The sequence below is a fragment of the Nitrospirillum goiasense genome (assembly GCF_034427435.1).
In the GTDB taxonomy this organism is placed as follows: domain Bacteria; phylum Pseudomonadota; class Alphaproteobacteria; order Azospirillales; family Azospirillaceae; genus Nitrospirillum.
This window is the reverse complement of the sequence record NZ_JAXQNP010000003.1, coordinates 1,529,248-1,541,703: the sequence shown is the minus strand read 5'-3', so window position 1 is coordinate 1,541,703 and position 12,456 is coordinate 1,529,248. Positions and strand designations below refer to the sequence as shown.

The following is a 12,456-nucleotide window of genomic DNA, read 5'->3' as shown; positions in this document are numbered from 1 at the left end:
GCGCCCCTGGTCGATGCCACTTCGGTTAAGGATAGCCCCATGGAGCGAGAGGCCCTGCGTGACTTGCCGCCCGAGGGAACCAAGGGGATGGATCTTCCTCCTTCCTCCGTCCCTTCCCCCCAGGCGGCCCTTTTGACCCGCGCCTATCCCCCCGAACTGATCGGTTCCGCCCCCCAGTGCGCCGACCTCGCGGAATGGCTGACCCAGAAGGGATGTGAGACCACGGTGTTCACCGGCCTGCCCTACTATCCGGGCAATGAGGTCTTCACCCAGTACCGGGACTTCAGGGACGGGCACGAGGTGATGAACGGGGTGCGGGTGGAGCGCCTGCGGGCCATGATCCCGCGCAAGGGCTCCGCCAAGGCCCGCATCCTGGCGGAGGCCAGCTTCCTGCTGGCGGGGCTGTGGGCCCGGGCCTCGGGCCGGCTGAAGCCCAAGCCCCTGGTCATCAGCCTCTGCCCGTCCATCCTGACGGTCGCCCTGGGCTGCCTGGTGCGCCAGCGCGACGGCCGCCATGTCGCCATCATCCACGACATCCAGTCCGGCATGGCCCAGGGGCTGAACATGGTGTCCAGCGGCGGCCTGGTGAAGGCCATGCGCTGGTGCGAACGCACCGTCCTCAACCGCGTCGACCTGATCGTGGTGCTGACCGATCACATGGCCGAGCAATTGCGGGACCTGGGCGTGACGCAGGACATCGAGGTCGTGCCTATCTGGGTCGACACTGACCGCTTGTACCCTGAGCCCCCACGGGTTCCGGCCAACGACGGCCCGGCCATCATCCCCCAAGTACACAAAATGCCGCCCAAGATCGCCGCCCGCCTGTTGTACAGCGGCAACTTCGGCCTGAAGCAGGGCCTGGGCCAAGTCCTGTCCATGGCGGAGGAGTTGCAGCGCCGCACCGACGACGTGGAGATCATCCTGCGGGGCAGCGGCGCCATGCGTCCCGCCCTGGAGGAGGAGATCGCCACCCGGGCCCTGCGCCGCGTGCGCGTTACCGGCCTGCTGCCGCCAGACCAGTTGCGCCAGGGCCTGAGCGAGGGCGACATCCACCTGGTGCCGCAGGAGCCGGACGCCGCCGCCTTCGCCATCCCGTCGAAGATCTTCAACATCATGGCCGTGGGCCGCCCCTTCGTCACCACCGCCAAGCCGCACAGCCCCCTGTGGCATTTGCAGCAGCGCAGCGGCGCCTTCGTCTGCGTGCCGCCCCACGACACCGCAGCCTTCACCGACGCCGTCCTCAGCCTGGTCCGTGACGCGCCGCTGCGCCGGGAACTGGGGGCGCGGGGCCGGCGTTTCGTCGAACAGCATTATTCCCGGTCCCACGTCCTGGGGGGATTGGTGCGGCGACTGGATGCGCTCTATGCCAAATAAGGTTCCCGCGGGGGCGCGGGCGGCACCGCTCGCGGACAGTCCCCGCTCCTTCGTGATTTTCGAGCCGGACGCGGAGGGGCACCCCTGCGAATGGCTGAAGCACCTGATGCACTTCGCCGCCGCCGACCGGCGGAACTACCGGGTGTCCTTCGTGGTGGCCCGCGAGCTGTACGACGAATTGTCGGCCGATGACGCCGCCGGCCGGCCGGATCGCGTGCGGATACTGCCGCTGGAGCCATCGGAACAGGCGCTGTGCCGCCACCCTCTGCTGCCGGTGCGCGGCTTCGCCCGCTGGTGGGTCATGCGCCGCTATCTGGAGCGGACGGGGTCCGAGGCCGGGCATTTCCTATCGTTGGATCATCTGACCCTGCCGCTGGCCCTGTCGCTGGGCGCGCGGGGCCGGCGCCTGTGTGGCGTGCTGTTCCGGCCCTCGGTCCACTATCGCGCGCTGGGCAGCTACGAACCCAGCCTGAAGGAATGGATGCGCGACGCGCGCAAGGCCCTGCTCTACCCCCTGATGCTGCGCAACGCCGCCGTGCACCGGGTCCTGACCCTGGACCCCTACTTCCCCACCTATGCCCATGAACGCTACGCCCAGGGCGGTAAGGTACGGACGGTGGTCGATCCCGTGCATCCCTTCGTGAATGAAAAGCCGGAGGAGCGGGGGCTGGCCAACAGCATGCCCGCCGACCGCGTGACCCTGCTGCTGTTCGGATTCTTAAGCGAGCGCAAGGGCGTGCTGTCCCTGCTGGACGCCCTGTGCCGGCTGCCCACGGACGCGGCGGCCAAGGTGGGCGTCATGATCGCCGGCAAGGTCGATCCCGCACTGCGGGAGCGGGTGTACGCCGCCCTGGCCCGGGTGCGGCGGGAACAGCCAGACCTATGGATCCATCTGGAAGACCGGCGCCTGACCAGCGGCGAGATCAACGCCCTGATCAAGGAAACTTCCGTCGTTCTGGCCCCCTATCAGCGCTTCGTCGGGTCCAGCGGCGTGCTGCTGTGGGCGGCGCAGGCGGGCAAGCCGGTCCTGACCCAGGACCTGGGCCTATTGGGCTGCCTGGCCCGCACCCACCGGCTGGGCCTGTCACTGGACACCACCAACAGCGACACTCTCTCCAAAGGCATAGAATATCTATCGGAAAGCGACACCCGCAGTTATTTCGACCAGGAAGCGGCGGCGAACTATATCCGCCATCAGAGTCCGCAAAACTTCGCTTCCGAAATAATCTCTAGCCTCATGGGCACTGCCTGATTGGCATATGACTGGGCTTGATTGCCGCACCTGCGAGCAAGTCCCAGCTTGGTCACAGGACTTCTTGGCGGGGGCATGGCCTGATCTGGGCGAACTCGGCTGTTGATCAGCCACCTTGGCCAGCCGTCGCACCCCATCGCGTGGGCGCGTTTGGCCATCGGTCGCCGCATTCAGGAACCCAACCCCATGCCCCCAGCCCTGTCCGAAGCCCTTTCCACCCCCCTGATCACCCTGCGCGACAATCCGGTGGGCCTGCCCGCCGCGATGACGCACCCGCCGCGCAGCGGGCGCCCCCTGGCGCCGGAGGTCATCACCGGCACCGCCGCCGCGCTGGACGCCCTCGCCATCCTGGTCACCGGTGCCGCCGGCTACGCCGTGGCGGACGGCAGCGTGGCCCGGCCCCTGGTCGGCCTGGTGCTGATCGTCGGCCTGTTGCTGGGCATGGCGGCCCTGCGCTGGACCGGCGCGCGGCGGTTGGACCGCCTGCGCAAGCCCGCCGACAGCCTGCTGCCCCTGGCTTCGGCCTGGGCCCTCACCGCTGGCGGCCTGGCCGCCCTGCTCCATCTCCTGGGCGCCCTCGATCCATCGATGACCAACTGGCTGGCCATCTGGTCGCTGCTGGCCCTGGGCGGGCTGGCGATGGGTCGGCTGGCCGCCGGCGTGGCGGTCGGCACCTGGCACCGCGCCGGCCGCATGACCCAGAACGTCGCGGTCGTGGGCACCGGTCCGGAAGGCCAGCATCTCCTGCGCCAATACCGCGCCACCCCGCGCGATGATCGCCACGTCATCGGCGTTTACGACGACAACCGCGCCAGCCATGCCCGCTTCTGCGTCGGCTATCCCATCCTCGGCGGCCTCGACGCGCTGCTGGGCGAGGTCCGCGCCGGCCGGGTCGACCGGGTCATCCTGGCCATGCCCCTGTCGGGTGAAAACCCCGTCCTGGCCAAAGCGCTGCATGTGCTGAGCCAGGCGCCGGTGGACGTGGCCATCAGCCTGGACGCGGTGGCCGTCCATGGCCGTTCCGCCGATGGCGAGCCGCCGGTGCTGGACCTGCTGCGCCATCCCCTGACCGGCTGGCGCGCCATCGCCAAGACGGTCGAGGACCGGGTGCTGGCCGCCCTCATCCTGGTCATGATCTCCCCCATCATGCTGGCCATCGCCGTGGCCATCAAACTGGAGAGCAAGGGCCCCGTCCTCTTCAAGCAGAAGCGGCACGGCTACAACAACCAGTTGATCGAAGTGTATAAGTTCCGCTCCATGTACCACCACATGGCGGACGCGAACGCCGAGAAGCTGGCGCAGCGCAACGACCCCCGCATCACCCGCCTGGGCCGCATCCTGCGCCGCACCAGCCTGGATGAGCTGCCGCAGTTCATCAACGTGCTGCGTGGCGAGATGTCCATCGTCGGCCCCCGCCCCCATGCCCAATCCGCCAAGGCCGGCGGCCTGCTGTACCGCGACGCCGTCGCCCACTATGACAGCCGCCACCGCATGAAGCCCGGCATCACCGGCCTGGCCCAGGTCAGCGGCTGGCGGGGCGAGACCAGCACGGTGGAGCACATCGTGAAGCGGGTGGAGCATGACCTGCGCTACATCGAGACGTGGACCGTGCTGGGCGACCTGAAAATCATCGCCCGCACCATCACCAGCAGCATCTTCACCAAGAACGCCTACTGACACCAACGGCATCAGGCTCGCCTGGTGCCGTTGTAGGACGCAACTGCGTCCGCCGGAAGGTTCCGGGGAACGCAGTGGACTGGAAGCTGAGGAAGCCAAGCGGGCGGATGCCCGCGCCCGGCGCCTAAGGGGGCCGGCGATAGACCACGATAGAAGGGACGTAGCCCATGCGCTGCCTCTGGATCACGCTGGCCGACCCCGATCCGCCCCATAACGGACAGTTCATCTATTCCGGGGGACTGATCGGCAGCCTGGCGCAAGCGGGCGCCGACATGGCGGTGCTGGGGCTGAGCCGCCCGGACGGCAAACGCGCCGACGGCGCGCGGGAGACGGCGGGCGACGGCGCCATCGACTGGCATCTGGCGGAGCACAAGCCCCGCTCGCGCTGGAGCAGCCTGCGCTCCCCCCTGCCCAACATCGCCCACCGTTGCGGCACGCCGGACATGCATGCCCGGCTGCGGCATCTGCTGGCCTCCGGTCCCTGGCACAGCGTGGTCATCGACGGTGTGGGGTCCGGCTGGGCGCTGGCGGATTTCAAACGCCAGTTCCCCCACGCCCACAACCGGCCCAAGCTGGTCTACGTCTCGCACAATCACGAGGAATTGTTGCGGGCGCAGTTGGCGCAGAACCAGTCCAATCCCCTAAAGCACCAGGCGATGCGCTTCGATGCCGCCAAGGTGGCGCGGCTGGAGCGGGCCATCGTGAAAGAGGCGGACCTGGTTACCGCCATCACTCCGGATGACGCCGACCTCTACCGCGAACGCTGGCCGGACAAATCCATCGCGGTGCTGACGCCCGGCTATCGCGCGACGGAACGCGAGAAAAAGCCCATCAGCCGCGACCTGCCCCGCCGCGCCGTCATCGTCGGCAGCTTCGACTGGATCGCCAAGCGCATGAACCTGGAAGAGTTCATCAGCGTGGCCGACGCCATTTTCGCCGCCAACGGCGTGGAGCTGGAGGTGGTGGGCAGCGGCGACGCCACCTTCCTGGCCAGCATGCGCAAGCGGGTGCTGGCCACCCGCTTCACCGGCACGGTGGATGACGTGCGCCGCCACATGGACGCCGCCCGCATCGCCCTGGTGCCGGAACGCAACGGCGGCGGCTTCAAGCTGAAGGTGCTGGACTATGTCTTCAACCGCCTGCCCATCCTGGCCCTCAAGGGCTCGGTGGCGGGCGTGCCGCTGGAGCAGGAGGAAAGCATCCTGCTGTATCCGGGGCACGAGGACCTGGCCATGGGCGTGGTCCAGTCCATCGACGACCTGGACCGCCTGAACAACCTGCAGAACGCCGCCTATCGCGCCTGCCGCGACAGCTTCCATTGGACCAGCAGGGGGCCGCAGTTGCTGACGGCCATCGGCGCAGCATGACGACGTGGACCGAATGGGCGGGATACGGCGCCGTTCCCCACGACAGCGCAGCGCGGCATCCGCTGGGGGTGATGGACTGGGTGTTGCTAGTAGGCTTCCTGCTGGGCATCTACACCGGCTTCGCCATCCAGATCACCCCCACCGTCCCCTTCCCCGCCGCCATTTCCGGCATCACCGGCGTCATCCTGCTGTGGCGCCGCCGGCATGGCATCTCGGCCGCTGGCCTCGCGGCCTTCCTGGGCGTGACCCTGCTGTTGCTGGCGTCCATCCTCTACGCGCCGGGCCTGGACCTGTTGTCCAAGCGCACCACCGGCCTGTTGCAGATGGTCTATTCGCTGGCCATCTCCTACGCCCTGTTCCTGACGGTGGTGGAGGCGGGGGCCGCGGCCTTTTCCCGCCTGATGCTGGTCTTCATCCTGACCATCATCGTCGGCACCCTGCTGGAAACCTATGCCGGGCTGGCGGCCATCAGCGACGCCGTGCGGCAGAAAATCTACACCTCGGGCGTCTACGACGCCGACCTGCGCGATGAGCTGCTGTACGGCAAGGTGCGGCCGAAGCTGTTCACGTCGGAACCGTCGGCCGTCACCTTCTCCTACACCTTGTTCTCCTTCTGCTGGCTGCTGACCAGCAGCTGGCGGCACAAGCGCCTGGGCTATCTCGTCATGATGGCGGCCGCCATGGTGGCCATGCCCGGCCCCACCCTGCTGCTGATGCTGTTGCTGCTGGGCCTGCACGAGATGGTGCCCAAGGGCGACGACGGGCCAGCCCCGTTGCTCAGCGTGCGTTTGATCAAGATCGGCGCCGTCGCCGCCCTGGCCCTGATCGCCTTCGCCATCATCGCCAGTTCGGTTTACGCGGCACGGCTGGACAATATCGCCAACGGCGACGACGAAAGCTTCTTCTACCGCGTTATCGGCCCCTTCCTGGTGACGCTGGAGGTGGTGAAGCACCATCCCATCCTGGGCATCGGGCTGACGGGCGAGCAGATGATCGCCGACACCATCGCCACGGTGTTCCTCAGGTCCGCCTCATTCTCCCCGCTCTGGAACATTCCCGACGCCAATGAGGTCATGACGAATTACTTCTGGCTGCACTGGGTCTATCTCGGCCTCTGCGGCGGTGCCGTGCTGATGCTGGCCATCAGCGGCTGGCTGCGCAGCCTGGGGGTGCATGCCCTGACGCTGTGCTGGCTGGGCTGGGCCATCCTGGGCCAGGCCTCCGGTGCCTATGTCAGCCCCAAGACCTGGACCGTCCTGATGCTGATCGCCGCCTGCAGCGTGCTGCACGCCGAGGCGCACAAGCGCAGAACGGCGCCCGCGCCCATCCCGGCGCCACCGCCGCCCCGGCCCTATCCGCCCGGCGCCCTGGTGGCCATCGGCGGCAACGGCCCGCCCCGATACCGTCCCTGAGAAACTTTCAGCCAAGAACCCCAAAACGGCCCCACCACCATAGCCACCAAGCCCTGAGGCAGAGTGATGACCCTTGCGACCCAGTGGACGGCCCCTGAAATCGGCGCATGGGCGCCGCAACCCGCTTGGTATCTGGATAGGGGGATGGGGGCACCCAGGCCGGGCATGGCGCGCGCCGATTGGGTCCTGCTGGTGATTTTCCTGCTGGGCATCTACACCGGCTTTTCCATACAGATCACCGCCAGCATCCCCTTTCCGGCGGCCATCGCCGGCATCTCCGGCCTCATGCTGCTCTGGCGCCGCCGGCACAGCATCTCCCCCACCGGCCTGGCGGCCTTCCTGGGCGTGACCCTGCTGCTGCTGGCCTCCATCCTCTACGCGCCGGGGCTGGACCTGCTGTCCAAGCGCACCACCGGCCTGCTGCAGATGATGTACTCGCTGGTCATTTCCTACGCCCTGTTCCTAACGGTGGTGGAGGCGGGCGCCGCGGCCTTCTCCCGCCTGATGCTGGTGTTCATCGTCACCATCGTCATCGGCACCCTGCTGGAAAGCTATGCCGGCCTGAACCGCATCAGCGACGCCGTGCGCCTGGCCATCTACCACCAGGGCATCTACGAGTCCGACATCCGGGATGAGCTGCTGTACGGCAAGGTGCGGCCCAAGCTGTTCACCACCGAACCCTCGGCCGTCACCTTCGCCTATACCCTGTTCGCCTTCTCCTGGCTGCTGACCAGCGACTGGAAGCACAAGCGCCTGGGCTACCTGGCCATGACGGGTGCCGCCATGGTGGCCATGCCCGGCCCCACCCTGCTGCTGCTGGTGTTGCTGCTGGCGCTGTATGAGCTGGGGCCCAGCGACGACCCCGGCCAGTCCACCGCCATGCGTATCATCAAGCTGGGGGTGGTGGGCATCCTGGCCATCGCCGCTTTCGCCATCCTGGGCAGTACGGTCTACGCCAACCGCCTGCATGAGATCGCCTCGGGCAACGATGAGAGCTTCTTCTATCGCGTCATCGGCCCCTTCCTGGTGGCCGTGGACGTGGTGAAGCACCACCCCATCCTGGGCGTGGGCCTGACGGGGGAGCAGCTGGTCAGCGACAACATCGCCGACGTCTTCCTGCGCTCCGGCGCGTTCAGCCCGCTGTGGAACATCCCCGAGCCCAACGAGGTGCTGATCAACTATTTCTTCCTGCACTGGGTCTATCTGGGCCTGTGCGGCGGGATCATCATGATCCTGGCCATCAGCGGCTGGCTGCGCGCGCTGGGTGTGCCCGCGGTGCCGATGTGCTGGCTGTCCTGGGCGGTGCTGGGCCAGGCGTCCGGCGCCTATGTCAGCCCCAAGACCTGGACCGTGCTCTTCCTCATCGGCGCCTGCAGCGTGCTGCACGCCCGGGCCAGACGCGCGGCGCTCGCCCCCGTCCCCGCCCCGCTGGACCCTGTCATCCTGCCGGCGGCCGCCCTGCCCCCCGCCCCGCCCGCCATTCCACCCCTGGCGGCCCTGCACTGATCCAAGCGAAAGGAGGGGCATCCCATGGACACTTGGCCGATCACCCCCTCCAACGGGCCGGAGCCTGTGAGCCCGGCGGCGGACACCCTTTCCCCCTTTGACATCGGCGGCGCCATCAACCTGCCGCCCAGCCCGTCGGAACGGCGGGCCACCGCCGCCCTGATGCGGGCGGCCTACGCCCTGTCGACCAAGGTTGGCGGGCGGCACATCGCGGACCAGCCAACCACGCCCCAAGAGACCGGGCTGTCGCTGATCATATAGCCCGCTGATTCCTCACACATATCCGACCTGTCCGGTGAGCACGATCCATCGGCCGTAGGCGTTGAGCACCCAGAACTGGCCGCCGCTGCCTGTTGTGCCAGCCGAAACCAGCGCCACATGCCACAGTGGCATCGCTATGAATCTGGCATGCATCAACGGGTGCGGCGCGCATTTTATTTCGCGGCCATCATCAATATAGGTCCCAAAACAAAATTCATACCCTTCGCTTTCGCTCAATTTATGAAGAATTGTCTTCGGGTATTTATTTCTCATTTCATCGAAAATTTCGTCACTGGGGTCCGATCCGTTGATCGAAAAATAATATTCCCCTTTAAGTCCCTTGTGCCGATGTAATTTATGAGTGCCGCCAGGGCTGAGCGCTCCGTCTCTTCCGCGTAGACTGACATCGGAGGGAATTTCAACATCAAGAAAAGACATAACAGGGTGGAGCACGAAATAATGGATAGGATACGGCATATCCAAGCGCTCTTAACCAGTCTACCGATGAACATTTTCAGTCCCCTGATGATGAAGCGAGAAATTGTCGGCGCAGATCTCCCTCTCTTCTGCATCTTGAGACGTGCACCTTCATCCTTGGCTCTGGTGTCGCCTGCAGCTGATAATCGACGCTTACAGCCGACCCGTCGCGAGAGGGAGTCACTGGCGGTGTCCCACCCCCACTCGCCCACCGTCCATGCCAATCCCGCGGCTGATCCGGGCTGTACTTCGCCAGGTTGTCGTTTGCCCGCGCCAGCCGGACGGCGGCGTCCCAATCCAGTTCAGGCAGGCGCAGATGCACGGCGCGGATCATGGCCTGGGCCAGGTCGCCCCGGTTCAAGGCATCGGCGATCTTGGCGAGAGCGGGCAGCACGGTGGTGCCAGGGGCGGCGCCGGCGTAGGCGCGCTGGAGCAACACCGCCACCTCCGCCGCCGGGCGGACCTGGAAGCCGCCGGCCCCCTTGGCCAGCAGGGGCACGCCGGCCAGGGCCAAGCCCTCGGCCGTGCAACTCAGGCCCAGGCCACCAGGGCTATTGCTCACGCGGTATCGACGCTGCCAGCCATCCATGATCGCTCTCCCTGTTGTTGGAAGAGCAACATATGTTCTTTATTTGTTCTTGTCAACTTCCACGCGAAAATTGACGCGGCCAGCACCCCGTCGCCCGGACACCCCGTGGACTGGAGGCCGCTATTCCTGGGCCAGCTCGGCCGCGATGTTGGCCAGGGTGCCGGGGGATTCCTGCCGGGGCAGGAACAGGAAGTTGTTCACATAGTCGGCGAATTGGCTGCGGGCCAGGCCAGGGCGATAGTCCTGGATGTCCTGCGGCCGCTGCATCGTGGCCACGTCGAAATTGTCCAGGGTGCGCAGCTTGTTGTGATGCAGGAAATACCCCTGGTAGTCGATGGCGTCGAAGAAGCGGGCGATGCGGTCGATGGAGCCGCGGGAATGCCGCTCCTCGATCTCCACCAGGATGCGGGGATGGCAGCGGGTGATGGTTTCCCGGCCGCCCTCCAGCACCGCCTCCTCGTGTCCCTCCACGTCGATCTTGATGAAGGCGACATCGCCGGAATAAACGGCGTCGAGGGGGGCGGAAGTCACCTTCAGCTCACGCTGCGTCGGCTGGTCGGCCAGGGCGGTGGGGGACAGGGTCGACAGCCCCGTCTCCGGCTGTCCCGCCACCATGGGAATGTGCAGCTGGGCGACGCCGGAGGATTGCGACAGGGCGGTGGGGTAGACCACGACGTCGTCGCCGAACTTGGCCGACAGGCGCGCCGCCAGCCAGGGAACGGGCTCGAAGGCGTAGACCCGCCGGGCATGGGGCCGCATGAAATGGATGTAGCAGCCCTCGTTGGCACCCACGTCGATGGCATCACGCCCAGGCTCGCACAGGTGGCGCACCAGGCGGGTTTCGGCCTCACCGAAATGCTCGAAGTACTTGTGTTCAAGCCACAGCATCATCGGCGTGGGACAGACGGTGCGAACCAGTTGCTTCGCCCCGCGTCTCAGCGCACCGGGGATCATTCAGCCACCTCCTTGGCGAAGGCCGTCGGCGCCGGGTGGGGCCGGGACACGAGGGAGCGCAGGACGCTGGTCATGGCGTCGCGGCTGGGCCGCATGAGCAGGAAGGCCAGCCCCGCGGTGAGCATCCCCACCACCGCGGCCACCGCCAGCGCCACCAGCGGGGCCGCCAGCAGGCTGTCGGGCATCACGCCGTTGCGCAAGACCCAGACGACGCCGGCGACCGCCAGCGACGCCGCGACAGACGGCAGGATGCGCCGGTACAGGTCGCCCTGGGTGACCGGCCCCTGCCCGGCGGCCAGGTAGAAACAGACCGGCAGGCGCAGCACCAGGCCGACGGCGGCATAGGCCCCGGCGACGCCGACGGCGCCGAAGGGGATGCCGGCGATGAAGGAGGCGACGGCCAAGGCCACGTCGATGGCGGTGGACCGCAGCAGGTCGCGCGACCGCCCCTGGGGCAAGTAGATCAGGCCAGCCGTCATCAGCGTGGGCTGCACCGCGGCCACCAGCGCGAAGCAGGTGATCAGGGGGGACATCGCCTCCCACTTCGGGCCGAACAGCAGGTTGGTCACCCAGTCGGACGCGACGGCGGCGCCGGCGGCGGCCGGCATGGTGACCATGGCCACCCGCTCGATCAGGACGCCGAACGCCCGGCGGAAGCGCTGCGGCTCATCCACCAGACGGCTCAATGCCGGCATGGCCACGGAGTAGAGCGGCGCGTTGATGCTGTTCATGGGCACCAGAACCAGCCGCGCCGCGCGCTCATAGAGGCCCAGGGTGGCGGCGCCGAACAGGCGGCCCACCAGGATCTGGTCGATGCTGCGCGCCAGGGTGGCAAGGATTCCGCATCCCGACACCGACAGGCCGAAGCCCAGCAGCTCGGGAATGCCCGACGTGCGGCGCGGCGGCGACGGCCGCCAGCGGCACAGGGCCCAGCAGCCGGCCATGACCAGGAAGGGGGCGGCCAGGCGCTGCGCCACCAGGGCCCAGTGACCCCAACCCTGGAAGGCCAGGACGACGGCCACGACGAAGGCCAGCAGCTCGCTGCCGGTCTCCGCGATGGCGATGGCGGAAAAGCGCATCTGCCGGCGCAGCAGGGCCCAATGCTGCACCGTGGCGCCGCTCATGATGAAGCCCAGTGCCAGCCAGCGGGTCACCGGCTCCAGATCCGGTTGCCCGTAGAAGTGGGCGATGGCGGGAGCGCCCAAGGCCAGGCAGGCGGCGATGAGGCAACCGGCCCCGGTGTTGATCCAGAACAGGGCGCTGACCTGTTCGTGGGTGATGTCCGTCTTCTGCATCGTGGCCGCGGACAGGCCCAGCTCCTTCACGATTTCGAACAGGGCCGTCATGGCCCCGACCATGGCGATGAGGCCGAACTCAGCCGGCGCCAGCACCCGCGCCAGCACGATGACGGAGCCGAACTGGGCCACCAGCTTCACCACCTGGGCCCCCATCATCACGGTTCCGCCCCGGGTCGCCCGGCGGCCGATGTCACCGATGAGGTGGGCGGTATTCAGGTCGCCGTTCCGATCACGCATTAACACCTCTCACCGGCGGCGCGGACGCGGGCGCCGCCGTTGTTGGGGTGGA

General features: G+C 67.5%; 11 protein-coding genes. 7 read left to right on the top strand and 4 right to left on the bottom strand.

Translation table 11 applies throughout. The features are described 5' to 3' along the window. Window positions 1-39: 39 nt before the first annotated feature. The 7 genes from ULB03_RS21050 to ULB03_RS21020 all read left to right on the top strand — a co-directional run bounded on the left by ULB03_RS21050 (window position 40) and on the right by ULB03_RS21020 (window position 8,849). Entirely contained in the window at window positions 40-1,374 is a 1,335-nt protein-coding gene (locus tag ULB03_RS21050) for a glycosyltransferase (protein WP_322485032.1), read from the top strand. Further along, window positions 1,364-2,626: a glycosyltransferase gene (locus ULB03_RS21045; RefSeq protein ID WP_322485031.1), complete on the top strand. Its 1,263-nt coding sequence runs from the start codon at window positions 1,364-1,366 to the stop codon at window positions 2,624-2,626. The genes ULB03_RS21050 and ULB03_RS21045 overlap by 11 nt, the downstream gene beginning before the upstream one ends. Window positions 2,627-2,812: 186 nt before the next feature. Further along, on the top strand, window positions 2,813-4,303 hold the full coding sequence (locus tag ULB03_RS21040) for an undecaprenyl-phosphate glucose phosphotransferase (RefSeq protein ID WP_322485030.1): 1,491 nt from the start codon (window positions 2,813-2,815) through the stop codon (window positions 4,301-4,303). A 167-nt stretch (window positions 4,304-4,470) separates the two neighbouring features. Next, window positions 4,471-5,670 (top strand): glycosyltransferase, encoded by a 1,200-nt coding sequence (locus tag ULB03_RS21035; RefSeq protein WP_322485029.1) that lies wholly within the window; start codon window positions 4,471-4,473, stop codon window positions 5,668-5,670. Next, on the top strand, window positions 5,667-7,082 hold the full coding sequence (locus ULB03_RS21030; RefSeq protein WP_322485028.1) for a hypothetical protein: 1,416 nt from the start codon (window positions 5,667-5,669) through the stop codon (window positions 7,080-7,082). Before ULB03_RS21035 ends, ULB03_RS21030 begins: the two co-directional genes overlap by 4 nt. Before the next feature lie 144 nt (window positions 7,083-7,226). Continuing rightward, entirely contained in the window at window positions 7,227-8,588 is a 1,362-nt protein-coding gene (locus tag ULB03_RS21025; protein ID WP_322485027.1) for a hypothetical protein, read from the top strand. Between the two features lie 24 nt (window positions 8,589-8,612). Next, window positions 8,613-8,849 carry a hypothetical protein gene (locus ULB03_RS21020; protein WP_322485026.1) on the top strand — a complete coding sequence of 79 codons (237 nt, stop codon included), beginning with the start codon at window positions 8,613-8,615 and terminating at the stop codon, window positions 8,847-8,849. A 12-nt stretch (window positions 8,850-8,861) separates the two neighbouring features. On the opposite strand, the gene ULB03_RS21015 is transcribed toward ULB03_RS21020, so the two are convergent. The 4 genes from ULB03_RS21015 to ULB03_RS21000 form a co-directional block, all read right to left on the bottom strand. Continuing rightward, the gene (locus ULB03_RS21015) at window positions 8,862-9,326 is read right to left on the bottom strand and encodes a hypothetical protein (protein ID WP_322485025.1); all 465 of its coding nucleotides are present in this window, start codon (window positions 9,324-9,326) and stop codon (window positions 8,862-8,864) included. A gap of 37 nt (window positions 9,327-9,363) precedes the next feature. Then, the gene (locus ULB03_RS21010) at window positions 9,364-9,915 is read right to left on the bottom strand and encodes a hypothetical protein (RefSeq protein ID WP_322485024.1); all 552 of its coding nucleotides are present in this window, start codon (window positions 9,913-9,915) and stop codon (window positions 9,364-9,366) included. Between the two features lie 120 nt (window positions 9,916-10,035). Continuing rightward, on the bottom strand, window positions 10,036-10,869 hold the full coding sequence (locus tag ULB03_RS21005; RefSeq protein WP_322485023.1) for an FkbM family methyltransferase: 834 nt from the start codon (window positions 10,867-10,869) through the stop codon (window positions 10,036-10,038). After that, a complete protein-coding gene (locus ULB03_RS21000; RefSeq protein WP_322485022.1) occupies window positions 10,866-12,404 on the bottom strand; it encodes a lipopolysaccharide biosynthesis protein in 1,539 nt (512 codons plus the stop codon). The genes ULB03_RS21005 and ULB03_RS21000 overlap by 4 nt, the downstream gene beginning before the upstream one ends. Window positions 12,405-12,456: the final 52 nt, after the last annotated feature.

Coding starts and splice junctions, on each gene's coding strand:
- ULB03_RS21050 (WP_322485032.1), top strand. CDS start 40: ATGGAGCGAGAGGCCCTGCGTGACTTGCCGCCCGAGGGAACCAAGGGG.
- ULB03_RS21045 (WP_322485031.1), top strand. CDS start 1,364: ATGCCAAATAAGGTTCCCGCGGGGGCGCGGGCGGCACCGCTCGCGGAC.
- ULB03_RS21040 (WP_322485030.1), top strand. CDS start 2,813: ATGCCCCCAGCCCTGTCCGAAGCCCTTTCCACCCCCCTGATCACCCTG.
- ULB03_RS21035 (WP_322485029.1), top strand. CDS start 4,471: ATGCGCTGCCTCTGGATCACGCTGGCCGACCCCGATCCGCCCCATAAC.
- ULB03_RS21030 (WP_322485028.1), top strand. CDS start 5,667: ATGACGACGTGGACCGAATGGGCGGGATACGGCGCCGTTCCCCACGAC.
- ULB03_RS21025 (WP_322485027.1), top strand. CDS start 7,227: ATGGGGGCACCCAGGCCGGGCATGGCGCGCGCCGATTGGGTCCTGCTG.
- ULB03_RS21020 (WP_322485026.1), top strand. CDS start 8,613: ATGGACACTTGGCCGATCACCCCCTCCAACGGGCCGGAGCCTGTGAGC.
- ULB03_RS21015 (WP_322485025.1), bottom strand. CDS start 9,326: ATGCCGTATCCTATCCATTATTTCGTGCTCCACCCTGTTATGTCTTTT.
- ULB03_RS21010 (WP_322485024.1), bottom strand. CDS start 9,915: ATGGATGGCTGGCAGCGTCGATACCGCGTGAGCAATAGCCCTGGTGGC.
- ULB03_RS21005 (WP_322485023.1), bottom strand. CDS start 10,869: ATGATCCCCGGTGCGCTGAGACGCGGGGCGAAGCAACTGGTTCGCACC.
- ULB03_RS21000 (WP_322485022.1), bottom strand. CDS start 12,404: ATGCGTGATCGGAACGGCGACCTGAATACCGCCCACCTCATCGGTGAC.